Here is a 24,561-nt window from a genome sequence, read left to right on the forward strand (position 1 = left end):
TTCAGTGTAAAACATTTTAATCACTTCTTTAATTTAAAAAGTATTTATATTTAGTATATGAGACTATTTATAAAATGTATCTTCATTAATAGTATAAATACAAGCGGAATAGTTTTAGTTATTGTTACAGCGTTTTATATGTTAAATGATAATAAAATTTAAAATGTTATGCTACTTCATTATTATTGGAGGGTTATGGTTACATTTGGTCTGTTTATGATTTTTGTTGTTAATTTTTTGAATTTCCGATGTTGCAATATTTCGCTATTTACGTAGAATGATTTATTCCTTAACGATAAGGGTAGAGGTGCATTGTTTATCAGTAACTAATACGAGGGTGATACCGATGACTATTAGCGAAAGGAGCCGATGCCGAAGTGAGATATAACTATCAAATATTCTTACTGGGGTTGCATTGAAGAAGTGCAACACTGCCATAGTAGATAAATACATAACTATGGAGTGCTACTGTGGAGGCTGGAAAGGCTAACCTTCTTTCCTTATACTCAAATTAATATGCCATTGCGCTTATATCAAGCAGTAGATCTTCTAACCAAAATTGGTTGTCTTAGAGATCATAAACTTTGATAGATTATTCCCATTCCTTAACATCCATTATTCCGCCGTTAGTTGCACTTGGCTTGGCGATTTTAACCCGTAGAGTATTATTGTCTTTAGGTACTGGTGTTGTACTTGGAGCATTATTTCTTAACGATTTTTCTTTCGCAAATACAGGGTCTTACCTTGCTACATCAATCAAAGGGCTGTTTATTTCTGATGGTGGTATTAATACTTGGAATATGAGTATTGTACTATTTTTAATATTGCTGGGAATGACGACAGCCTTATTGACACTTTCAGGTGGTACACGTGCTTTTGCTGAGTGGGCACAAACTAAAATTAAGACTAAACGTGGGGCAAAACTTCTCGCTGCTTTTTTAGGCGTATTCATTTTTGTCGACGACTATTTTAATAGCCTTGCCGTTGGTTCTATCGCTCGCCCTGTTACTGATCGCTTTCAGGTTTCACGTTCAAAATTAGCCTATATTCTTGATTCTACTGCTGCACCTATGTGTGTATTAATGCCTGCATCAAGTTGGGGGGCATATATAATTACCTTGATTGGTGGCATCTTAGTCACTCATGGCGTTACAGAATATACGCCATTAAGTGCTTTTATGACGTTAGCGCCAATGAACTTTTATGCTATTTTTGCGTTAGCAATGGTCTTTGTCGTGTCGTGGTTCCAATGGGATATTGGGCCGATGAGAAAGCATGAGCTTGCCGCGAGTCATGGTCGTGGTACTGATGCTGGTGGTGACGTTGACGAGCAAGCTAAAGATTTAACCGAAGAACTCGATATAAAAGAGAGCCAGAATGGTCGCGTTGGCGATTTAGTATGGCCAATTGTTATTCTTATTATAGCGACGTTCTTTTTTATGGTATTTACTGGCTATCAGGTACTAGCAGCAGAAGGTAAACCGTTTGCACTATTAGGCGCCTTTGAAAATACCAATGTCGGTCAAGCATTATGCTTAGGTGGGGCCTTTGGTTTAGTTGCGGCAATCATACCGGTGTTTCGTCAGCGAATTCCAGTCTCAGATATTGGTAACACATTATGGATTGGCGCAAAATCAATGTTTGGTGCGATATTAATTCTACTATTCGCATGGAGTATTGGTAGTGTTATTGGTGATATGAAAACGGGGCAATATTTATCGACCCTTGTGCAAGGAAATATTAATCCAGCATTGTTGCCAATGATTTTATTTTTACTCTCAGGGATTATGGCTTTTTCTACCGGTACCTCATGGGGTACTTTCGGTATTATGTTACCAATAGCGGGTGATCTTGCTGGCGCGACGGAAATTAGTTTAATGCTCCCAATGCTGGCGAGTGTTTTAGCGGGTTCAGTTTTTGGTGATCACTGTTCTCCAATTTCGGATACTACAATATTGTCTTCTACCGGAGCGCGTTGCCATCATATTGATCACGTAGCGACTCAACTACCTTATGCATTATCTGTTGCTATTATTTCTGCGATTGGATTTTTAGCTTTAGGTATTACTGACTCATTGGCGCTCGCATTTTTAGCGGCGACAACTGCGTTTACCTTAATGTGTTTTTTCTTAGCTTGGTTGTCACGTCAACCTAAGAAAGTTAATGCATAAAACTAAATGTTATTAAAATAACCCAATGGGTTTAAATTGAACCAGTTGATGATGTCAGCTGGTTTTTTTTATAACAACAATAACAGTTGTTGATATAGATACTTTTCATTGGCGATGATTTTATGTAGCATCGGCGCGATTTTTTAAACGTAATCAATATTACTAGGAAAGCCTAATGGCCCAGATGTATTTCTATTACTCAGCAATGAATGCTGGGAAATCGACCACATTATTACAATCGTCATTTAACTATCGTGAACGAGGCATGACGCCAATTATTTTCACTGCTGCAATTGATGATCGTTTTGGTAAAGGTAAAGTTAGCTCTCGAATTGGTTTGCAGGAAGATGCCGAATTATTTAATTCTACAGATGATCTTTATCAGAAATTAATTCAGCTTTCAGGCGCAGGTAAAATTGATTGTGTATTAATTGATGAAAGCCAGTTCCTAACTAAAGAGCAAGTTTATCAATTGACTGAAGTCGTCGATAAATTAGATATTCCTGTTTTATGTTATGGCTTACGGACAGATTTTCTTGGCGAGTTATTTGAAGGTAGTCGCTATTTATTATCATGGGCTGATAAATTAGTTGAGCTAAAAACAATTTGTCATTGTGGCCGTAAAGCGAATATGGTTATTCGTCAAGATGCTGCTGGTAATGCGATTGCTGGCGGTAACCAAGTTGAAATTGGTGGCAATGATCGTTATGTGTCAGTGTGTCGTGCCCATTATAAAGAAGCGTTGGGTCTGTAATACAGATTGACATAAATAAAAAGGAAGCCGAGCTTCCTTTTTTTATGAGTGATGATAATACTCGGTGTATTTATTGTTGATGACGTTGTTTGAGTTTATTAATAACATCTTCAAGTGCGAGGTCTTGATCTTGTAATAATACTAATAAGTGATATATAAGATCTGCTGATTCACAGACTAATTCCGCTTTATCACCCGAGGTTGCTGCAAGCGCAACTTCAACGCCTTCTTCACCTACTTTCTGCGATATACGCTTGGTGCCACGAGCATAGAGACTGGCAGTATAAGAAGAGTCGGGATCTGCACCTTTACGATCAGCCAGTACTTGCTCAAGTTGATGAAGGAATACTAAACTAGGTTGAGCGTTAGTATTATTATCGTTATCAAAACAGCTGGTGGTGTTTAAATGACAGGTTGGGCCAACTGGATCGACTTGTATTAATAATGTGTCTTGATCACAATCGAGCTTAATACTTTTAAGCTGTAACACGTTGCCGGATGTTTCCCCTTTGGTCCACAATCGATTTTTAGTACGAGACCAAAAAGTTACTTGCTCTGTGGCTAGAGTTTTGGTGAGGGCTTCATCATTCATATAACCAAGCATTAAGACTTGGCCACTGTTGTTATCTTGAATAATAGCAGGGATCAATCCGGCTACTTTTTCCCAATCAATAGTCGTTATTAAACTCATAGTCGAATCTCCACCTGTTGTTGTTTAAGATATTGCTTTAACTCACCAATATTAATAATTTGTTTGTGAAAGACGGACGCTGCCAGTGCACCATCAGCATTGGTAAGTTGAAAGGCATCACGAAAATGGAACATTTCACCTGCGCCACCAGAAGCAATTAATGGTACCTGACACACATTACGTACCATATTCAATTGGTCTAAATCATAACCGTTACGAACGCCATCTTGGTTCATCATATTCAATACGATTTCGCCAGCACCACGTCGTTGTACTTCTTGTACCCAGTCACAGGTTTGCCATTGGGTTGCTTGAGTGCGGTGCTCATCACCCGTAAATTGATAAACTTGGTATTGACCTGTTGCGGCATCAAAATAAGAATCGATACCTACCACGATGCATTGCACGCCAAATTTATCGGCAAGTTCGGTAATCAACGCTGGATTTGCAAGAGCAGGGGAGTTAATGGATACTTTATCCGCACCAAATTGTAGAATTTGACTGGCATCTGCTACTGATTTAATTCCGCCAGCGACACAAAATGGAATATCAATCACTTCAGCAACTCGTGATACCCAACTTTTATCAACCACTCGACCATCGCTTGAGGCGGTAATATCATAAAACACCAGTTCGTCAGCGCCTTCTTCAGCGTAGCGTTTAGCCAGTGGAACAATATCGCCAATGATTTCATGGTTACGAAATTGAACCCCTTTCACCACTTGACCATCACGAACATCTAAACAAGGAATTATACGTTTAGCTAACATTGGCTCTCCTTAACTATTCCAACAAGTGAACGCTTGTTCAGCGGTAAACTTGCCGTCCAATAATGCACGACCGACGATCACACCCGCAACTCCAGAACCTTTAAGGGCAGCAATATCCTCAAGTGAACCGATGCCACCGGATGATTGAAATTGTACTTGTGGGTATTGGTGGCATAAATCGATATACAGTTCAACATTTGAACCCGCTAACGTACCATCTCGAGAAATATCAGTGCATAGCACATGTCGTAAACCGACTTTAAGATAGTCATCAAGTAAGGTTTCGATACTGATACCTGAATCTTCTTGCCAACCAGAAACCGCGACAGCACGTTTACCATTGACATCAATGTTAATATCAAGTGCTAAGACAATATGTTCAGCGCCATATTTTTCAATCCAACCCTTGACCATTTCTGGTTGTTTAACCGCCGTTGATCCAATCACAACCCGCTGTGCGCCGGCGTTAAGTAAATCGCTAACGTCTTGCTCGCAGCGTACACCACCCCCAATTTGAACATTGGCTGGTGTGCTAGTAAGTAATTGACTAATTAGGGTTAATTGGCGTGCTTGAGTATCTTTAGCGCCAGTTAAATCAACCAGGTGAAGCCAGTTAGCACCAGCCTGGTGATATAACGCAAATTGCTCTGCAGGGTTAACTTTATATTCAGTTACTTGTCCGTAGTCGCCTTGAAATAAACGAACGACTTGGCCCTCAATTAAATCTAATGCAGGAATAATCATTACAGATCCTTTGTTATGGTTATAGTTCAAGGAAATTTTTTATCAGTTGCGCCCCTGCTTTACTGGAGCGCTCTGGATGAAATTGAACCCCATAATAATTGCCACTTTGTACTGCTGCAGTAAATGCTTGACCATATGTTGTCGTTGCAATGGTTTGCCCACCGTCGCTATCACGGTGATCAAATACAGGCATGGCATAGCTATGAACGAAGTAAAAATAACTGCCAACGGGAATATTTTTAAATAGCGGATGGTTGGGTTGCGGTGTAATCGTATTCCATCCCATATGAGGTAAAGGTAACTCTGGAGCGCTAATTTTCTTAACGACGGCATCACATAATCCCAAACAAGGGACAAGATCGGTGCCATTCTGGCCATGCTCTTGTGATTGTTTACCTAATAACTGCATCCCTAAGCAAATGCCAAGTAACGGTTTAGTGACTTGTTTAACGAGCGCAATCAAATTACGTTGCTCAAGATTATGCATTGCTTCGCTAGCAGTACCAACGCCGGGTAAAAATAGCTTATCAGCCGCTAATACCACTTGTGGATCTTTGCTTATTTCTACTTGATAGCCCAAGCGTTCAATGGCAAATCTCACCGAAGATACATTGGCACAGCCAGTATCAATAATAACGACTCGTTGCTCAGTGTTTGCGATTGATGGTGCTGTCATTACAACACTCCTTTGCTACTTGGAAGATCATTACCCTCAACCTTGATTGCTTGGCGTAACGTGCGGCCAAAGGCTTTAAATAAACTCTCGACAATATGGTGATCATTATTGCCTGTTGATGACAGATGCAGTGTGCAGGCAAGGGTATCAGTTAACGAACGGAAGAAGTGTGGCACCATTTCTGTCGAAAGATCACCAACTTGATCACGACTAAATGTCGCATCAAACTTAAGGTATGGGCGACCAGATAGATCTAAAGCACATTGAGCTAAACATTCGTCCATCGGTAAACTAAATCCAAATCGGCCAATACCACGCTTATCGCCGAGGGCTTGGCGTAATGCTTCACCTAATGCGAGTGCTGCATCTTCAACACTGTGGTGATCATCAATGTGTAAATCCCCATCGACTATTAATGTCATTTGGAATCCGCCGTGAGTGGCTATTTGATCTAACATATGATCAAAGAATCCCAATCCCGTTGAGATAGTATTGCCACCCGTTTGATCGAGATTCACTTTGACGCGGATATCCGTTTCTTTGGTGGTACGAACCACTTCTGCGATCCGTGGTTTTGTGGTGAGATCTGTCACGATCTGTTGCCAATTCATAGTTTGAGGGTGATATTGAATGCCACGGATCGCCATATTTTCTGCCAATTGAAGATCTGTTTGACGATCGCCGATCACCGCAGAGGTCGCAAAATCAACTCGGCCTTGCTGTAAGTAGTCTTTGACTAGCCCCAGTTTTGGTTTACGGCAGCTACATTGCTGGTGGTCAAAGTGGGGGCAGATCAAGACATCACTAAAATGAACCCCTTGTGAGCTGAAAATATCCATCATCATTGTATGGGGGGCATCAAAATCTGCTTGGGGATAACTGTCCGTACCAAGACCATCTTGGTTAGTTACCATTACTAAGTGATAACCCGCATTTTGCAGAGCAAGTAATGCTGGAATAACATTCGGTTCAAATTGCAGTTTGTCTAATCGATCAACTTGAAAGTCAACAGGAGGCTCAACAATTAAGGTGCCATCACGGTCAATAAATAGAATTTTCTCTTTGCTCACAATTAATGTCCTTATTAATTATTATTGTAATTGGCTGCGAATAAATGCGAGGGTTTTTTCACATTCATCACGATTACCAACACTGATACGAATACAATTTTCAATTGGTGAACGACGTAAAATAATGCCGTTATCCCATAAGGCATTGAACAGCTTATCGGCATCAGCAAATTTAACTAAAAGGTAGTTACCATAACTATCAAATACCGTTACACCGGCTAACATACTAAGCCCAGCTTGCAGGTAAGCGCGGTTAGCGCACAAATCTAATACTTGAAATTTAGTACGTGCACGCCCAGCGACTGATAAGGCTTGCACTGCAATTTCAGTTACAGGTACGGGGACAGGGTAAGGTGCGATCACCTTGAGTAGTATTTCTATAATATCGCTATTAGCTAAAGTAAAACCGCAGCGTAGACCTGCAAGTGCAAAAGCTTTGGAGAGCGTGCGTAAAATAATCAGCTGTGGGTATGTTGCTAATAAATCTTTGACGCTATCTTGGAGACTAAAATCAATATAAGCCTCATCAATAACCACTAATGCCTTATCTGTTGTCATTTCTAATAAGGCAATAATATCTTTACGGGCAAGTAAATTACCGGTGGGGTTATTGGGACTGCAAGCAAAAATAACTTTAACTGTTTCAAGGTTGGTGGCTATAGCACTAAGATCAAGTTGCCACTCAGGTGTGAGTGGCACTACTTTGGCATTAACGGCATTCGTTTCTGCACTAATGGCATACATACCATAAGTGGGAGGGCAATATAGAATGCTATCGCAGTTTGGCTCACAGAAGGCCTTAATGATAAGTTCAATACCTTCGTCGGCGCCGCGTGAGGTTAAAACTTGCTGTGGTTCAACCCCTGCATAATCAGCATAAGCGTTGATTAATTCCGGTGGCTGGCACTCGCTGTAACGATTTAATCTCGCAAGATTAATATTGTATTCATTGGCGAACGGTGACTCATTAGCATTGAGCCAAATATCACCTTTACCGCCTAAACGACGTGCTGACTGGTAAGGGGTTAATTCACGTACGTTTTTACGGGCTAGTTGGGTGATGGCCATGATTAATTCTCTTGTTGTGTGGTTAATTTATTAACCCGAATAGTGACTGCATGTTTGTGGGCGTCAAGACCTTCAGCTTCTGCAATTGTGGTCACTGTTTTTGCAATGCCGAGTAAACCATCGGCTGATAACTCTTGTACTGTCATTCGCTTGCTGAAATCGGCTAAACCAAGACTTGAATAAGTACGAGTGTATCCATAAGTAGGCAGCACGTGGTTGGTGCCTGATGCATAATCACCGACAGATTCTGGTGACCATTGACCTAAGAAAATAGAGCCTGCATTGTCCAGTAATGACACTAATTCTCGTGGCTCGCAGGTTTGTACAATTAAGTGCTCTGGGCCGTATTGATTAGAAATTGCAACACACTGGAGTATGGTTTCAGTCACAATTAATAAGCTTGAAGCTAAGGCTTGTTGGGCAATGTTCGCCCGTGAAAGTTGAGTTAATTGACGTTCAATAGCAGCAGCAGTACGGTCAGCAATATTTTGGCTTGGCGTAACTAATATTACTTGCGAGTCTGGTCCGTGTTCTGCTTGGCTTAATAAGTCAGCAGCAATAAACTCAGGATCCGCTGTGTCATCAGCAATCACTAATACTTCAGATGGGCCTGCTGGCATATCAATCGCCGCGCCTCTAAAATCATTACTGACTTGGCGTTTGGCTTCAGTAACAAAAGCATTTCCAGGACCAAAAATCTTATCAACCGAGGCGATAGTTTCGGTGCCATATGCCATCGCAGCAATCGCTTGTGAACCGCCAACGTTGTAAATATTATTAATACCACACAGTTTTGCGACATATAAAATTTCATCGGCAATTGGCGGTGGTGAACATAAAGTGATTTGACGACAACCTGCTATTTGCGCCGGAACACCTAACATTAGAACGGTAGATGGCAATGGCGCACTACCGCCAGGGATATATAATCCAACAGAGCTTACTGGACGGGTGACTTGCTCACAAATAACACCAGCTTGTGTTTCCACTCTTAGCGGAGGCAGCTGTTGAGCAAGGTGGAAAGTCGTGATATTACGGTGTGCCTGCTCTAAAGCCGCTTTCATCTCGTCGTTTAAACGGGCGCAAGCTGCATTCACTTCAGACGATGAAACGTTAAGTGTTGCGGGACGTAAACCATCAAATTTTTCAGTTAATGCCAATAGCGCTTGATCGCCTTGCTGACGGACTTGATTTATTACATCACTAACAATGGTCGTGATATTCGCGCCATTGCTAACCGCTGGACGCGCCAGAAGCTGTTGCTGCTGGTCTTTAGTGAGAGATTGCCATACTACTGTTTTCATATCTTACTCCATCATTTTTTCAATGGGTAAAACGAGAATAGAGCTGGCACCTAACTCTTTGAGCTGTTCCATGGTTTCCCAAAATAGATTTTCTGAACTGACAAGGTGAATGGCAACGCGGCTATTATCGCCAGCCAGTGGTAATACGGTAGGGTCTTCAGCACCTGGCAATAAACGTTTAATTTGATCAAGGCGATTTGTTGGAGCGTGTAGCATGATGTATTTAGATTCTTTAGCTTGAATAACACCTTGCATACGGGTCAGAAGGCGTTCTATTAACGCTTGTTTGTCATCACTAATAGTTTCAGTTGATTGAATCAATACTGCTTTAGAGCGCAGAATAACTTCCGCTTCTTTGAGGCCGTTGGCTTCTAAGGTTGCGCCTGTTGAAACGAGATCACAAATAGCATCAGCTAAACCTGCACGTGGCGCAACTTCGACGGAACCATTGAGCATACAGGTGGTAAATTTAACACCGATATCATCCATGTAACGCTTAACTAATTGCGGGTAAGTGGTGGCGATACGTTTGCCATTAAGATCTTGGGGACCGTTGTAATCTGCATCTTTATCAATCGCAATTGATAGGCGACAACCACCAAAATCCAGTCGACGTAATGTAATATAATCACATGCTTCGTTACGGGCTGCACGTTCAAGACCGACTTCTTCAAGTTCATTTTCACCAATAACGCCTAAATCAACCACACCATCCATGATCAGACCTGGAATATCATCATCACGTACTAATAACAGATCGATTGGCATATTTTCAGCGTGAACAACCAGTCGTTCCCCCATCATATTGAATTTAACACCACAGCGTTTTAATAAGTCTTGGCATTCTTTGCTAAGACGGCCTTTTTTCTGAATCGCAATGCGTAATCGTTGGGTTTGCATAGTTATATTCCTTGTCTAAATTCATTCATATAATCAAAATTTCGAATTGAAAATTAGGTATTAAAAAACCCTCGAAAGAAGTTTCTTCCGAGGGTCTGAATGTGATATTCCGTTATGACCACTGGAAGAAAAAATGCGTCTTCCAGGGTGAGGCGTATCCTCCCGAAAGACTAGTCAGGATGATGATGGTGATGAAATGTAATCATTTGGATACGCATAAATATTTACTCTATTAAGATCAACGCTATTCGTTGTTGTCCTTCACACTATCGAAGCTGATTGTTTTTTGCAACAATAATTTTAGCTGAAAGTTAAATTAAATGTTAAATAATAGTGTTAATGCTTTAAGGGGATATATATTGGATAAAACCAAACTAAACACATGAACTTTAATGGGTTATTTGTTTTTTTGAATGAGATTGATTTTTTGTGATGTAAGGAAATATGAGTTGTTTCGACGTCGCTTATCAATGATGTAACAATTTTATCGCCAATAAACGAGAACCACATGGTTCTCATTTATTGATTAAATGCAGTAATGAGTTTGTTCAACCACAGCATTTTTTATATTTTTTTCCGCTACCACACAAGCAAGGATCATTACGACCTATGGTTTTATTGCTGGTGACGGGAGCTGGAGGTGCAGGTTGCTCACTTGGTGGTGGTTGTGGGTATTCACCATCAATATAAAACCAATATAACTCACCATTTATTTGCTGCTGTACAAATCGAGATCGCTCTTGTAGGACGTATTCTTCCCCTGCTTCTTTATAGCCAGCTTTAAACTCGACGTAGCCCTGTCCGTCAGCAGCGATTTCACTGCTGATAACTTCGAGCCCAAGCCATTTTAGAGCGATAGATTCTGCAATGGCGGCACGGTGTTGTTCAGCTTCGCAGCTAGAGTGATAAGTCTGCACCACAAAATCAACTAAACCTAATACATGAGCACTGTAGCGTGCACGCATCAGTTGCTCGGGATGGGTTGCTAATGCATGATTAAGATGAATAGGCTTACAGCATTCAGTAAGGGGTTTATGGCTGCCACAAGGACATTCATCATTATGTTTTGACATGTTTTTAGCCGATCTTAGTAAAGGAATTAGCCTTAGTTTACGTTTTTATCATCTTGATTGGCAATCGGTGTTTATATTTGGCGCAATATATTGATTGGGTGATTAAAAAAATGGAAACTGATAACACATAGGTACATAATATCGGCCACTGGAATAAAATCAGTGACGTGCACAATTGTGTGCCTCGAATAACCTTCTCGCATTTGTAGTAGTTATGTCCATATTTACCTTGATACAAGCGGGATTGCTTGTTGGTGGCGGTATTTTTAGCTTTATGCTGTTTATAGCATGGCAGAAAAACCGTAAGCAGGAAGCAGAGACACGTATTATCCCTATTGCCATTGTTGGTGGTTTTGCCCATTTTTGCGATACTTTAGGCATTGGTAGTTTTGCCATTATGACTGCGGGTTATAAGCAGTTTAAGTTAATTGATGATCAGCAGTTACCCGGAACCCTTAATTGTCAGTCAGTGATGCCAACTGTTTTTCAGGCATTTATCTTTATGACAGCGGTTTCGGTTGATTCGGTAACGTTATTAAGCCTCGTTGTTGCTGCTTGTGTTGGTGCAACTATTGGGGCGCGGTTAGTCTCAAGTTGGGATCGACAACATATTCGTATCGTAATGAGTGTCGCATTATTAATTGTGGCGAGTTTAATGCTTGCTGGACAATTAAAGTTGTTTCCACTTGGAGGTAGCAGCCTAGGTTTAAGCGGTTGGAAGTTAGTCATCGGTATTATTGGTAACTTTATTTTTGGCGCTTTAATGACGGTAGGTATTGGCTTATATGCGCCATGTATGGTGATGATTTACTTGCTGGGGATGAATCCATTAGCGGCTTTTCCGGTCATGATGTGCTCATGTGCGTTTTTAAGTTTCTTCTCATCGGCAAGTTTTATTCGCCACAATCGATTTAATAGTCGTGCGACAGTGACTGTGGCGTTGGTAGGACCGATAATGGTGATGGTTGCAGCTTATTTAGTGAAATCATTAGATATGCATGTGCTCGCGTGGCTAGTGTGTGCCGTGGTATTTTACACTTCTGTGACCATGTATCGTTCATGGGCTGCGGATAGAAAAATTATGCCAAGTGCGATAATGAAACCACAATAAGTCTAACGTTCGTAACGTCTACTTATGAAAGCAAAAGGTACGCATGTCGTACCTTTTGCTTTTTTTGTGGTTTAGATATGAATGATCAGTTTGAGCTTGGGGCATTGAAGTTACGGGTTTCTAGTTGATAACTATTGATGTCATATACGAGTACTGAACCGTGATCATACCAATCACCAAGCACAATACGCTGTGCTGGTAGACCATCAATATTAAGATTATGAATATCAGGTCGGTGAGTGTGACCGTGAATCATCTGGGTTACATTAGCATCACGCATTATGCGTATGACTTCTGCCTCAGTGACATCCATAATTGATTGGCTTTTAGCTTGATTATTTTTACCACTACTCTGACGAAATTTATCACCGACTTTAATACGGTACGATAATGGTAATCGTGCAAATAACCATTGAATAACAGGGTTATGGACTTTTTTACGGTAGCGTTGGTAGGCCTGATCTTCGATGCAGAGTGTATCACCATGTAAAATTAACGTTGGTGTACCATAAAGATCAACCACAGTATGTTCGGGTAATACTATTATTCCCGTTTCGCGGCTAAATCGTTTACCAATTAAAAAGTCACGATTACCATGAATAAAGTAACAAGGTGTGCCAGCATCTGTCAGCGTTTTGAAGGCTTGTTTGACTTGCTGTAAGAAAGGGGAGTCTTCATCATCGCCAATCCACATTTCGAATAAATCCCCTAATACATACAAGGCGTCGATAGCGTGGGTTTCTTGTGCCATAAAGCGTAAGAAACAAGCGGTAATGTCTGGACGTTCAGCACTTAAGTGCAAATCTGAAATAAATAATGTGGTCATAAGTGATTAGTAAAGGGCGGTAACTGACCGCCCTTTGCGAAGTATTAGTCTTCGATTGTTACGTTTTCGATGATAACGTCTTCAACAGGCACGTCATCGTGGTAACCGTTACGGCCTGTTTTCACTGCTTTGATTTTATTTACTACGTCCATGCCTTCAACAACAGCAGCAAATACACAGTAGCCCCAGCCACTCATGTTCTCGCCAGTGAAGTCTAGGAAGTTGTTATCTTTTACGTTAATGAAGAACTGTGAGCTAGCAGAATGTGGTGCGTTTGTACGCGCCATTGCTAATGTGCCTGTTTTGTTGCTTAGGCCATTGTTTGCTTCATTGTTGATTGTTGCGCGTGTTTCTTTCTCTTCCATACCAGGAAGCATGCCGCCGCCTTGAACCATGAAACCATCAATAACACGGTGGAAAATAGTACCGTTATAGAAACCGTCACGGCAGTACTGTAAGAAGTTAGCACAAGTTATCGGTGCTTTATCTTCGAAAAGGTTAATTTTGATATCACCAAAATTTGTGTGAAGGGTAATCATGATTTTTTCCTTAAATGGAGTGTTTTCTTTAAGCGTGAATATTAACTTACCTTAGCCTTGTCAGACAAACATTACCCGCTTAATCTGCACTAATTGCTAAAATAGCATCCATCCAAGGATTTTCCTTGCGATCAAATGCTATAAAAGGTGTAATTACCGACAAATTCGAAATTAATGAGTAATGCTGAGACATGTTAAAGATCTATAATTCGCTCACTCGACAAAAAGAAGTATTTACACCCATCCATCCTGGCAAAGTCGGTATGTACGTCTGTGGCGTTACGATCTACGATTTATGTCATATTGGACATGGTCGTACATTTGTCTCTTTTGATGTGGTGTCGCGTTATTTGCGTTACTCAGGCTACGATCTTACTTTCGTGCGTAACATTACCGATATCGACGATAAAATCATTAAACGTGCTGCTGAAAATGGTGAAAGCTGTGAATCATTAACTGAGCGTTTAATTGGTGAAATGCACGCTGACTTTGATGCTTTAGGTATGAAACGTCCAGATGTTGAACCACGTGCTACACAATTTATTGCTGAGATTATTGCACTTTGTGAGCGTCTAATTGAGCGTGGTTTTGCATATGTTGCCTCTAATGGCGATGTGATGTTTGAAGTGAGCAAGTATGACGATTATGGTCGTCTTTCTAAGCAAGATCTTGATCAACTTCAAGCAGGCGCGCGCGTTGATATCGATATGGCAAAACGCAGCCCATTAGATTTTGTGTTATGGAAAATGTCAAAGCCAGGCGAACCTACATGGGAATCACCATGGGGACCTGGTCGTCCGGGTTGGCACATTGAATGTTCAGCGATGAACTCATCTATTCTTGGCGATCACTTTGATATTCATGGTGGCGGCTCAGATTTACAATTCCCTCACCACGAAAATGAAATTGCGCAATCATGCTGTGCTCACGATGGTCAATATGTGAATACATGGATGCACAGTGGCATGGTAATGGTTGACCGTGAAAAGATGTCTAAGTCATTGGGTAACTTCTTCACCATTCGTGATGTGTTAAACCACTACGATCCTGAAACGGTACGTTACTTCCTAATGTCTGGTCATTACCGTAGCCAGCTAAACTATAGCGAAGATAACCTTAAGCAAGCTCGTTCAGCGCTTGAGCGTTTATATACTTCATTACGTGGTTTGGATACGACAGTAGAAGCTGCTGGCGGTGAAGAGTTTGTTGCTCGTTTTAAAGAAGCAATGGATGATGACTTTAATACTCCTGAAGCGTACTCAGCATTGTTTGATATGGCACGCGAAATTAATCGCCTTAAAACGGATGATGTAGTTGCAGCTTCTGTATTAGGCGCTCGTATGCGTGAATTGGCTGATATTTTAGGTTTATTATCTCAAGAGCCTGAAGTTTTCTTGCAAGGTGGCGCTGGTGAAGATGATGTTGCTGAAATTGAAGCGTTAATTCAACAACGTTTGGATGCACGAGCAGCGAAAGATTGGGCTGCGGCTGATGATGCACGTGATAAGTTATTAGCAATGGGTATTATTTTAGAAGATGGCGCACAAGGTACAACGTGGCGCCGTAAGTAATATTTATTAGCCTACAGTCATTACTATAAAACCGAGGCTTTTAGTCTCGGTTTTTTTATATCCTCATTTTATCTATTATTCTTAGATTTTTACGTACTGCAGTTATTTGCTGGGCTTATCATCAAATTTAATATTATTAGTGAAAGAGGTTTCTTCGGTGAATATTTAATGACTTTATTCTACTTTGGAATCAACGTCACTATTCGAGAATAAAAAGCATTGTTTTACGTATTATTATTGTCATATACGTATTCGATCGCAATATTGTCATTAATTATTTGTATCATTGTTTCGAATGAAATTATTAATGTTCGATATTGAACAATATGTAGTTGAAGGAATAATGATGAAGAAAGTGATTTTAGCGACGTTGATCGGTTGTGCGGTATTATCAACAAGTGCTATTGCCCAACCTAATACCGATAAAATTGTTATTGCCCATCGTGGTGCGTCAGGTTATTTACCAGAGCATACTCTGCCAGCTAAAGCACTTGCGTATGGTATGAAGCCGGATTATATCGAGCAAGATGTGGTGATGACTAAAGATGATAAGCTGGTAGTACTTCATGATCATTATCTTGATAGAGTAACCAATGTTGCGGCACTGTTTCCAGATCGATCTCGTAAGGATGGTCGCTACTATGCGATTGATTTTACGCTCGCTGAAATTAAGCAATTGAGTGTGACGGAAGGCTTTAATATTAAAGACGGTAAGCAAGTCCAAGGTTTCTCTGAACGTTTCCCTATTTGGAAGTCTCATTTTACAGTGCCAACGTTCCAAGAAGAAATCGAAATGATCCAAGGGTTAAATAAAACCTTAGGCTATGATATTGGCCTATATCCAGAAATTAAGGCGCCGTGGTTTCATCGTCATGAAGGTAAAGATATAAGTAAAGCGGTATTAACTGTGTTAAAGCAATATGGTTATATAGATAAAAACAGTAATGTTTATCTGCAAACTTTTGATTTTAATGAATTGAAACGTATTAATGATCAATTAATGCCAGCCATGGGCATGGATCTAAATTTAGTGCAGTTAATGGCAGAAACTGACTGGAACGAGACCATGGTGTACGATAAATCAGGTAAAGCACATCCGTATGATTATGATTGGATGTTTAAGCCTGAAGGGATGAAAACGTTGTCTCAGTATGCTGATGGTATTGGGCCATGGAAACCAATGATAGTGAAAGACAGCTCAAAATTGGGTCACATTGAACTCACCGATATGGTTAAAAATGCTCACGCTAATGGTATGGTTGTGCATCCTTATACTTTCCGTGCCGATAAAGATCGTATTCCAACCTACGTCAAAGATTATAATGGCATGCTCGAGGTATTTTATAATCAGGCTGATGTTGATGGTGTATTTACTGATTTTCCTGATAAAGCAGTTAGCTTTTTGCAACAACAAACTCAACACCATTAAATAACTACCTACTAATTAAATAGTTATTTTCTCGTTATTCGTAGCCCGTTCCATTTATTGGTACGGGCTTTTTTATAGCGTTATAACGTCTCAGGCAATTGCGTGCCGCACTTTTTGCAATATTCAGCATCCATTTCATGGCCGCTGGTGGCGCAATTCGGACAGCGAATAAGCCCGCGATGTGTTTTCATTTCTTGATTTAATTCTGCAGTAATAATACCTGTTGGTACTGCAAGAATTGAGTAACCCAATAGCATAGTTAATGATGCAAGTGCCTTACCCATGACGGTATGTGGCACAATATCGCCATAACCCACAGTGGTGATAGTAACGATTGCCCAGTAAATACTTTTTGGAATGCTGGTAAAGCCATTATTTGGTCCTTCAATAATGAACATCAATGAGCCAAATACCGTAACGAGTATTAATACTGAACTAAAAAATACAAATATTTTGCGTTGAGCATGGCGCAGTGAGCGTAACAAAATATTTGAATCTTTAAGAAAACGCGCTAATTTTAGAACGCGGAAAATACGTAGGACGCGAATTAGGCGAATAATTAATAAATAATTTGAGCCTGGAATTAAAAACGCAATATAGGCTGGAAGAATAGCGATTAAATCGATAACGCCATAGAAGCTGCGAGCATAAGCTAATGGGCGAGGAGAGCAATATAAACGTAAAATGTATTCAATGGTAAATAGGATGGTGAATCCCCATTCAGCACCTACGAGTAGATGAGAGTATTGCGACTCAATGCTAGCAACGGATGAGATAATTAATATTATTTCAGAGCTTACAATGGCAATAATTAAGGCAATATCAAACAATTGTCCAAAGCGAGTAGATGTACCGAAAATAACTTGATATAGACGTTGTCTCAAGGTTAGTTTTGTCATAATTCAAATAGTATTTATTAACAAGTAAAACGCAACGTAGTATATAGAGGCTGCGCAGTGCCATTAACTGGCTTGGATAACTTCAAGTATATCAAAACCTCGCATCGACTTAAGCTTTTATTGAGTGCTAAAAAAGCCCCAACGTTATGTTGAGGCTTAGTATTCTCATCGAGATAAACCGTGTGATTAACTCAAACCCGGTAACATCACTCGTAGACCGTTAATAATAAATTCAATTCCAAGTGCAGCAAGAATCAAACCCATGATACGAGTAATGACGTTAATTCCTGTCTGGCCTAAAAAGCGTACTATGTAAGGCGCTGAACGAAATAATAACCAACAGCAAAAAGCAAATACTGCAATAGTAATCGCAATTCCTATGGTTGAGGTAATGCCAGGATAGCGAGATCCATACACTATGGTTGAGCTAATCGCGCCAGGACCTGCCATTAATGGCATTGCTAATGGTACGACACCGACTTGTTCACGACTGATTGATTCTGACTTCTCTTCTTTATTCTGTTTTACCTCGCCTATTTTACCGCTCATCATTGAAAAAGCGATGCTGAGAAGGAGTAAACCACCGGCAACACGGAAAGAGTCAATTGAAATACTGAATAGGTCCAGTAAATGCTGCCCAGCTATTAATGCGATAATCAAAATAATAACAACGGCAACATTGGTTGTTAATGCGGTCTTATTTCGTTCCTCTGGACTCATAGATCCCGTAAGAGAAACAAAAACAGGCATGATGCCAACAGGGTTTACCGTTGCAATAAGCCCCACGAAAAAATGTAAAAATATAGCTATATCAAAAGCCTGCATGGTTATGCCTGTTCGGTGACCTTAATTTCTTATGGTGTGGTAAGAAGTAAAATAGCCATTTAAATCTTTTATATTGGTAATAAAAATTAAACCATGAAAGGAGTAATTAACCGTCAATATGTATTACCTAAGTGAGTGATCTATAAGGCGTATGTACAAAAACTATCGTTGTTACAATATTTTAATCTAAGCTAGCTATTTCAGCCACTAATAAAAGCTAATTTGTGCAACTTAAGACGTGGATAATTTTTATATTAGATTGATTATGTAAAGTGAATTTTTGTGTATTAGGATTAATGGGCAAATGACGTGCTAGGTAATATGCAACAAATATTGAGCGGTTAGCGTGATAAATCGTGATTTCTGTCACAACTGGATGTGATAGGGGCTAGTAAATGTATTTTTATTACGTAATATTTCGGCTTGTGAAATAAATGATTTTGGTACATATTAAACAAATCAACTGTGAGGTTCATTAAATTGCATATAAAAGCATGAAAAATGCACTACTTTTTGCCATTTAGTGATTATTTCAGCATTTTGAGGGTGTAGTGATCTAAATCAATTTCTTTTACAGTGTGAAAAATTATAATCAAATTTGAAAGCAATTTACTAAGTATGTGTATTGCAATAAATGTTAATGCGTTTTAACGCTTTAATGTGAAAGGATTCCAGCATGTTCTTACTAAATGATTTTTAATTTTAAAGCTAGGAGTTATGTATGCCTGTAACAAATATGGCTGAACTAGATGCAATGGTTGCACGTGTTAAAGCGGCTCAAAAAGAATTCGCTACTTTTTCTCAAGAGAAAGTAGATGCAATTTTCCGTGCAGCATCTCTTGCTGCAAACAACGCACGTATTCCTTTAGCACAGCAAGCAGTTGCTGAATCTGGTATGGGTATTGTTGAAGACAAGGTTATCAAAAACCACTTCGCTTCTGAATTTATCTACAACAAATACAAAGATGAAAAGACTTGCGGTATCTTAGAAGAGAACGAAGAGTTCGGCACTATGACTATTGCTGAGCCTGTAGGTATCATTTGTGGTATCGTTCCAACAACGAACCCAACATCTACCGCTATCTTTAAATCACTTATTTCTCTTAAAACACGTAACGCGATTATTTTCTCGCCACACCCGCGTGCTAAAAATTCAACCAATGCAGCCGCTAAACTTGTATTAGATGCAGCTGTTGCCGCTGGTGCACCAAAAGATATCATTGGCTGGATTGACCAACCTTCAGTAGAGCTTTCAAATGCACTAATGAAGCATGATGATATTAATCTTATCCTTGCAACTGGTGGTCCAGGCATGGTTAAAGCTGCTTACTCTTCTGGTAAGCCTGCTATCGGTGTTGGTGCGGGTAACGTACCAGTTGTTATTGATGAAACTGCTGATATTAAACGTGCAGTTGCATCAGTACTTATGTCTAAGACATTTGATAACGGTGTTGTTTGTGCTTCTGAGCAAGCAGTTATCGTTATGGATGAAGTATATGACGAAGTGAAAGCACGTTTTGCGTCTCACAACGGTTATGTTCTGTCTAAAGATGAAGCAAATAAAGTTCGTAAAATCTTGTTGATTAACGGCAACCTAAACGCAGATATCGTTGGTCAGCCAGCAACTAAAATTGCTGAGATGGCAGGCGTTAAAGTTCCAGCTAATACTAAGATCCTTATTGGTGAAGGTGAGCAAGTTTCTTACGATGATGAATTCGCACACGAGAAACTATCTCCTACATTAGGTATGTTCCGCGCGTCTTCATTTGAAAACGCAGTTGACCAAGCAGTAACTATGGTTGAAATCGGTGGTATTGGTCATACATCTGGCCTGTACACTAACCAAGATACTAACGCTGACCGTATTAAATACTTCGGCGACAAAATGAAAACTGCCCGTATTCTTGTAAACATCCCGACAACACACGGTGGTATCGGTGACCTTTACAACTTTAACGTTGCACCTTCGCTAACTCTAGGTTGTGGTTCATGGGGTGGTAACTCTATCTCTGAGAACGTAGGTCCTAAACACCTTATCAACAAGAAGACAGTAGCGAAGCGAGCTGAAAATATGTTGTGGCATAAACTACCTAAATCAATCTACTTCCGTCGTGGTAGTCTTCCAATCGCACTTAGCGATCTAGAAGGTAAAAAACGTGCGTTCTTAGTAACTGACCGTTTCCTATTCAATAACGGTTACGCAGATGAAATCGTATCTTTGCTTAAAGCGCAAGGTATCGAAGTTCAGACATTCTTTGATGTAGAAGCGGATCCAACACTTTCTGTTGTTGAGAAAGGTGCTGAAGCAATGAAGAGCTTCCAACCAGACGTGATTATTGCACTTGGTGGTGGTTCTCCGATGGATGCTGCGAAGATCATGTGGGTTATGTACGAGCACCCAGAAACGCATTTCGAAGAACTAGCAATGCGCTTTATGGATATTCGTAAGCGTATTTACAAGTTCCCTAAAATGGGTAAAAAAGCTGAGCTAGTATGTATCACAACGACATCTGGTACAGGTTCTGAAGTAACACCGTTTGCGGTTGTAACTGACGATAAAACAGGTGCTAAATACCCACTAGCAGATTACGAACTAACACCTCACATGGCTATCGTTGATGCGAACCTTGTGATGAATATGCCTAAGTCGCTAACAGCGTTTGGTGGTTACGATGCAGTAACTCACGCATTAGAAGCTTATGTATCAGTTCTTGCTAACGAATACTCAGATGGCCAAGCGCTTCAAGCACTAAGAATGCTAAAAGAGTACTTACCATCAAGCTATGCAAATGGTGCTAATGATCCAATTGCACGTGAGAAAGTACACAATGCGGCAACTATCGCTGGTATCGCGTTTGCTAACGCATTCCTAGGTGTTTGTCACTCAATGGCACATAAACTAGGTGCAGAGTTCCACGTACCACACGGCCTTGCTAACGCATTGTTGATTTCTAACGTTGTGCGTTACAACGCAAATGATAACCCAACCAAGCAAACTGCATTCTCACAGTATGCAAGCCCACAAGCGCGTCGTCGTTATGCTGAAGTTGCTGACCACTTGGGTCTATCTCATGCAGGTGACCGTACTGCACAGAAGATTGAGCGTCTATTAACTTGGTTAGACGAATTGAAAGTGAATCTTCAGATTCCAATGTCAATTCAAGAAGCTGGTGTTGCTGAAGCAGATTTCCTAGCGAAAGTTGATGAGTTAGCGGTAGAAGCGTTTGATGACCAGTGTACTGGTGCAAACCCACGTTACCCTCTAATCTCTGAGCTTAAAGAAGTATTACTAGCTTCTTACTACGGTAAACCTTTCATTGAAGGTGAAGCGTTTGAAGGCACTACAGTAATCAAGAAATCAGAGCCAGTAGTAATTGCTGCTAAAGGTAAAAAAGCGAAAGCTTAATCCTCTTTACTGATTAAAAAATAATAAAGCCCGTCTAGCAATAGACGGGCTTTTTGTTTGGGGTTATTTACAGATCGATAAATGATTAACCTCTTAACCTCTTAACCTCTTAACCTCTTAACCTCTTAACCTTGAAACCTAAAAAAGGCCGAGTAGTTATACTCAGCCTATTGGTTAGATTTATTGTTTAGTACTGATGAGATTAGACGCCAATTTCAGACTCAAGCATTCGGCCATTAAATGAATCGTTACGGACAATATATTCAACATTACGTGCAATTTCATCCTGCATCGGCACGTTAACAATCGTATGCTGCTCATGGTGTTTGTCTTGTAAATTAATGGGCACAATACCACCGACTCGAATATTTAAACTCGCAAGTTCATTAGCCCAATTTTGAGTTAAGCCGCTAACAACCGTTTTACTCGTTGTTGGTGTATGTGGGTGGTGGTTTTCATGGCTCAATGCTAAATTAATAATGACACTTTGGTGGGGTTGATGCTGCATAAATTCAGCAGCAACTTTGCCGAAAATAAAAAAGCTGGCGGCACTTTTTTGCATAATAAGATTAAAATCAGTGATTGATGTCGGTGATAATAAATGTGGTATTTCAGTTCCAGTCCAAGTATTTAATAAAATATTAATGGCTCCAAACCGTTCAGTGACTTGTTGGAATAAGGATTGAATACTGGTTTCATCATAACATTGCATGTAGAAAGCGGCTGAAGCATCATTAATTTTACGGCAAGATTGTAAGGTTTTTTTTAACTCAACTTCATTATTATCGACGAGTGCTAAGGTTGCTCCTAATGATGCGAAATGAAGTGCCACCGCTTTACCAATAGGGTTACCAGCATCGGTAATGATAGCGACTGATTGTCCGATATGCATAGATTCCTAGCCTTAATGTTTGAATGGTTCAATTTAAGCCTTATTGGTATCAATATGGGAGTGGTTATCTCTAAGGCAATTACTAGTATTAATATTAGCCAATAAGGCCGCAAACTAATAATAATAAAGAAGAAATTATGAGCAATGTCACGAACAAATACCGCTGTTATTTCTGCATCATAAATGGCATATTTTATCTTTGACCAACCGCAAATATTGCTTTAAGCAGCCCAACTCATTTCACTTAGGCGTTTAGATTTAATCAGTGCTAAGTAAAGATCTTGTGGTGTTGCTTGAAGAGGTTTGGGGTCGACTGGTGGTAACTTACGGCGTTCATGGATCGATAAGTTATGAAATAAATCTTCAGGTAAGCCTTTAGTTTGTTGTGGTGGGTAGCAAAGGGCGGTGGGTTGTAATTCTGCCAGTAAACGGGTGCTAGTTAAACTGGCTTGGTGAAAAGCTTGAGCCTGTTCTGCTGAGCGCTGATAACATGATGCTGTTGAGGTTAGTGGCTGCGAAGCTGGAATTTCAAAATAAGCCCGTAATTGTTGCGATGATTGTGTTTCAGTCGGTGTTGTATCTACAGGAATATTCTCATGCAGATCAGAAGATAATAGTGCCAGCATTAGAGAGAAATCAGCACGACGGCCACTTTCAACCGCATGGTTGAGGTTAGTACCGAGTTGGATTTCATTAATGAGCTGTATATTATCAAGTGATTGAGTTTGCATGTAACCAATAGACATCTATGTAAGATAAGGTACTTAAGTTATCGACCATAGCATAGGTAACTTTAATGATTTATTTCAAATAATAAAAAGCCCTGAACATGTCAGGGCTTGTATTTTGGGCAACGTAATTATAGGTTAAAACTCAGACTTAGCGCCAAACTGATGCGCACAATAAGCAACCCGTTCTTCTGGTGTTGGTGTATGTGCTGTAACACCCATTGCTTCAATATGGCGTAAGCGAGGTAATAAACCAGTACCGTTAGCTATTTGAATCGCTAACCCTGGGCGAGCATTAAGTTCTAATACCATTGGACCTTTGGTTTTATCCAATACCATGTCTGTACCCATATAGCCCAAACCTGTCATTTCCCACGCACTTGACGCCAGTACTAACAGTTTGTTCCACTCAGGTACTTTGAGCTCACTTAATAGACGATCGGTATCAGGGTGGCGCTCGATCGGTTGGTTAAATTGAACCGCTCGAATGGCTTTACCTGACGCAATGTCGATACCAACACCAACAGCTCCTTGGTGCAAGTTCGCTTTACCATCAGAAGCCGATGTTGAACAACGCATCATTGCCATAACAGGGTAACCCTTAAATACGATAACACGTACATCGGGCACACCTTCATAACTGAAACCATCAAACACATTATCAAACTGAATTAGGTTTTCGACCATGGCAACATCATTTTTACCCCCTAGCGAGAATAATCCCGCCAGAGTATTGGTAATGTGGCGTTCAACATCTTGTTGATTGATTTCTGCACCTGATGGTTTGACATAGATTCCATCTTTGTGCTTAACAATCACCAAAATACCTTTACCACCTGAACCTTGTGCGGGTTTTATTACAAATCCCGGCCAGTCCTTAACCATATGATGAATATGTTTAACGGTAGCTTGGCTATCAATAACGCCAATCAAATCGGGTACAGTTGCTCCTGCTTGTTGGGCAATAAACTTCGTTTTTAGTTTATCGTCCACAAGAGGATAACGGCTACGATCATTATAACGTCCAATGTAGCTATGGTTACGTTTATTCATGCCCATGATGCCACGTTCACGCAGTTTTTGTGGTGAAGTAAACTGTGAAAATAATGACATA

The 24,561-nt window shown here is 40.2% G+C and carries 22 protein-coding genes, 1 riboswitch and 1 other annotated feature; of the genes, 6 read left to right on the forward strand and 16 right to left on the reverse strand.

From position 1 onward, the window contains the following. Positions 1 to 294: 294 nt before the first annotated feature. A riboswitch (Lysine riboswitch) is annotated at positions 295 to 476 on the forward strand. A gap of 108 nt (positions 477 to 584) precedes the next feature. Both C0W29_RS05570 and C0W29_RS05575 read left to right on the forward strand, forming a co-directional pair. Continuing rightward, positions 585 to 2,171, forward strand: a complete 1,587-nt coding sequence (locus tag C0W29_RS05570) for a Na+/H+ antiporter NhaC family protein (RefSeq protein ID WP_045044327.1) — start codon at positions 585 to 587, stop codon at positions 2,169 to 2,171. A 175-nt stretch (positions 2,172 to 2,346) separates the two neighbouring features. After that, positions 2,347 to 2,925 (forward strand): thymidine kinase, encoded by a 579-nt coding sequence (locus C0W29_RS05575; protein ID WP_036795458.1) that lies wholly within the window; start codon positions 2,347 to 2,349, stop codon positions 2,923 to 2,925. Positions 2,926 to 2,995: 70 nt separating this feature from the next. Here the strand turns inward: C0W29_RS05575 and hisIE are convergent, their stop codons facing one another. The 9 genes from hisIE to C0W29_RS05620 form a co-directional block, all read right to left on the reverse strand. Beyond that, positions 2,996 to 3,616 carry a bifunctional phosphoribosyl-AMP cyclohydrolase/phosphoribosyl-ATP diphosphatase HisIE gene (gene hisIE, locus C0W29_RS05580; protein ID WP_036795456.1) on the reverse strand — a complete coding sequence of 207 codons (621 nt, stop codon included), beginning with the start codon at positions 3,614 to 3,616 and terminating at the stop codon, positions 2,996 to 2,998. Then, a complete protein-coding gene (hisF, locus tag C0W29_RS05585; protein WP_045041663.1) occupies positions 3,613 to 4,386 on the reverse strand; it encodes an imidazole glycerol phosphate synthase subunit HisF in 774 nt (257 codons plus the stop codon). Before hisF ends, hisIE begins: the two co-directional genes overlap by 4 nt. A 9-nt stretch (positions 4,387 to 4,395) precedes the next feature. Then, positions 4,396 to 5,130: a 1-(5-phosphoribosyl)-5-[(5-phosphoribosylamino)methylideneamino]imidazole-4-carboxamide isomerase gene (gene hisA / locus C0W29_RS05590; RefSeq protein ID WP_045044328.1), complete on the reverse strand. Its 735-nt coding sequence runs from the start codon at positions 5,128 to 5,130 to the stop codon at positions 4,396 to 4,398. Positions 5,131 to 5,149: 19 nt separating this feature from the next. After that, positions 5,150 to 5,806: an imidazole glycerol phosphate synthase subunit HisH gene (gene hisH / locus C0W29_RS05595; protein ID WP_045041661.1), complete on the reverse strand. Its 657-nt coding sequence runs from the start codon at positions 5,804 to 5,806 to the stop codon at positions 5,150 to 5,152. Beyond that, positions 5,806 to 6,876, reverse strand: coding sequence for a bifunctional histidinol-phosphatase/imidazoleglycerol-phosphate dehydratase HisB (gene hisB, locus C0W29_RS05600; protein ID WP_080895311.1), 1,071 nt, complete (start codon positions 6,874 to 6,876; stop codon positions 5,806 to 5,808). The genes hisH and hisB overlap by 1 nt, the downstream gene beginning before the upstream one ends. A 21-nt stretch (positions 6,877 to 6,897) precedes the next feature. Next, the gene (hisC, locus tag C0W29_RS05605) at positions 6,898 to 7,938 is read right to left on the reverse strand and encodes a histidinol-phosphate transaminase (protein WP_045044576.1); all 1,041 of its coding nucleotides are present in this window, start codon (positions 7,936 to 7,938) and stop codon (positions 6,898 to 6,900) included. Between the two features lie 8 nt (positions 7,939 to 7,946). Next, on the reverse strand, positions 7,947 to 9,248 hold the full coding sequence (hisD, locus tag C0W29_RS05610; RefSeq protein ID WP_045044330.1) for a histidinol dehydrogenase: 1,302 nt from the start codon (positions 9,246 to 9,248) through the stop codon (positions 7,947 to 7,949). Between the two features lie 3 nt (positions 9,249 to 9,251). After that, entirely contained in the window at positions 9,252 to 10,148 is an 897-nt protein-coding gene (gene hisG / locus C0W29_RS05615) for an ATP phosphoribosyltransferase (RefSeq protein WP_045044331.1), read from the reverse strand. A 59-nt stretch (positions 10,149 to 10,207) separates the two neighbouring features. Next, positions 10,208 to 10,343, reverse strand: a sequence feature (His leader region). A 353-nt stretch (positions 10,344 to 10,696) separates the two neighbouring features. Beyond that, on the reverse strand, positions 10,697 to 11,221 hold the full coding sequence (locus C0W29_RS05620) for a YchJ family metal-binding protein (protein ID WP_045041657.1): 525 nt from the start codon (positions 11,219 to 11,221) through the stop codon (positions 10,697 to 10,699). Between the two features lie 214 nt (positions 11,222 to 11,435). On the opposite strand from C0W29_RS05620, the gene C0W29_RS05625 reads away from it, so the two are divergent. Next, the gene (locus tag C0W29_RS05625) at positions 11,436 to 12,332 is read left to right on the forward strand and encodes a sulfite exporter TauE/SafE family protein (protein ID WP_045041656.1); all 897 of its coding nucleotides are present in this window, start codon (positions 11,436 to 11,438) and stop codon (positions 12,330 to 12,332) included. Between the two features lie 85 nt (positions 12,333 to 12,417). Here the strand turns inward: C0W29_RS05625 and lpxH are convergent, their stop codons facing one another. Both lpxH and C0W29_RS05635 read right to left on the reverse strand, forming a co-directional pair. Further along, the gene (gene lpxH, locus C0W29_RS05630; RefSeq protein WP_045041655.1) at positions 12,418 to 13,158 is read right to left on the reverse strand and encodes a UDP-2,3-diacylglucosamine diphosphatase; all 741 of its coding nucleotides are present in this window, start codon (positions 13,156 to 13,158) and stop codon (positions 12,418 to 12,420) included. 44 nt (positions 13,159 to 13,202) lie between these two features. After that, positions 13,203 to 13,697, reverse strand: coding sequence for a peptidylprolyl isomerase (locus C0W29_RS05635; protein ID WP_045044332.1), 495 nt, complete (start codon positions 13,695 to 13,697; stop codon positions 13,203 to 13,205). Between the two features lie 191 nt (positions 13,698 to 13,888). On the opposite strand from C0W29_RS05635, the gene cysS reads away from it, so the two are divergent. Together cysS and glpQ are read left to right on the forward strand one after the other, a co-directional pair. Then, positions 13,889 to 15,268 carry a cysteine--tRNA ligase gene (gene cysS, locus C0W29_RS05640; RefSeq protein WP_036795441.1) on the forward strand — a complete coding sequence of 460 codons (1,380 nt, stop codon included), beginning with the start codon at positions 13,889 to 13,891 and terminating at the stop codon, positions 15,266 to 15,268. Between the two features lie 346 nt (positions 15,269 to 15,614). After that, entirely contained in the window at positions 15,615 to 16,697 is a 1,083-nt protein-coding gene (gene glpQ / locus C0W29_RS05645) for a glycerophosphodiester phosphodiesterase (protein WP_045044577.1), read from the forward strand. A gap of 80 nt (positions 16,698 to 16,777) precedes the next feature. On the opposite strand, the gene C0W29_RS05650 is transcribed toward glpQ, so the two are convergent. Together C0W29_RS05650 and C0W29_RS05655 are read right to left on the reverse strand one after the other, a co-directional pair. Further along, complete coding sequence (locus C0W29_RS05650; protein ID WP_036795439.1) at positions 16,778 to 17,596, reverse strand: ion transporter; 819 nt, start codon at positions 17,594 to 17,596, stop codon at positions 16,778 to 16,780. Positions 17,597 to 17,782: 186 nt separating this feature from the next. Beyond that, positions 17,783 to 18,421 (reverse strand): YchE family NAAT transporter, encoded by a 639-nt coding sequence (locus C0W29_RS05655; RefSeq protein WP_045041653.1) that lies wholly within the window; start codon positions 18,419 to 18,421, stop codon positions 17,783 to 17,785. Between the two features lie 721 nt (positions 18,422 to 19,142). Here C0W29_RS05655 and adhE point away from each other — a divergent pair. Then, positions 19,143 to 21,827: a bifunctional acetaldehyde-CoA/alcohol dehydrogenase gene (adhE, locus tag C0W29_RS05660; protein WP_036795437.1), complete on the forward strand. Its 2,685-nt coding sequence runs from the start codon at positions 19,143 to 19,145 to the stop codon at positions 21,825 to 21,827. 202 nt (positions 21,828 to 22,029) lie between these two features. Here the strand turns inward: adhE and C0W29_RS05665 are convergent, their stop codons facing one another. The 3 genes from C0W29_RS05665 to C0W29_RS05675 form a co-directional block, all read right to left on the reverse strand. Further along, entirely contained in the window at positions 22,030 to 22,719 is a 690-nt protein-coding gene (locus C0W29_RS05665; RefSeq protein ID WP_045041652.1) for an SDR family oxidoreductase, read from the reverse strand. 221 nt (positions 22,720 to 22,940) lie between these two features. After that, positions 22,941 to 23,450: a VC2046/SO_2500 family protein gene (locus C0W29_RS05670; protein ID WP_045044578.1), complete on the reverse strand. Its 510-nt coding sequence runs from the start codon at positions 23,448 to 23,450 to the stop codon at positions 22,941 to 22,943. Between the two features lie 135 nt (positions 23,451 to 23,585). Further along, positions 23,586 to 24,560, reverse strand: coding sequence for an alpha-L-glutamate ligase-like protein (locus C0W29_RS05675; protein ID WP_036795433.1), 975 nt, complete (start codon positions 24,558 to 24,560; stop codon positions 23,586 to 23,588). Between the last annotated feature and the right edge of the window lies 1 nt (position 24,561).

Source organism: Photobacterium kishitanii, from assembly GCF_003026355.1.
In the GTDB taxonomy this organism is placed as follows: domain Bacteria; phylum Pseudomonadota; class Gammaproteobacteria; order Enterobacterales; family Vibrionaceae; genus Photobacterium; species Photobacterium kishitanii.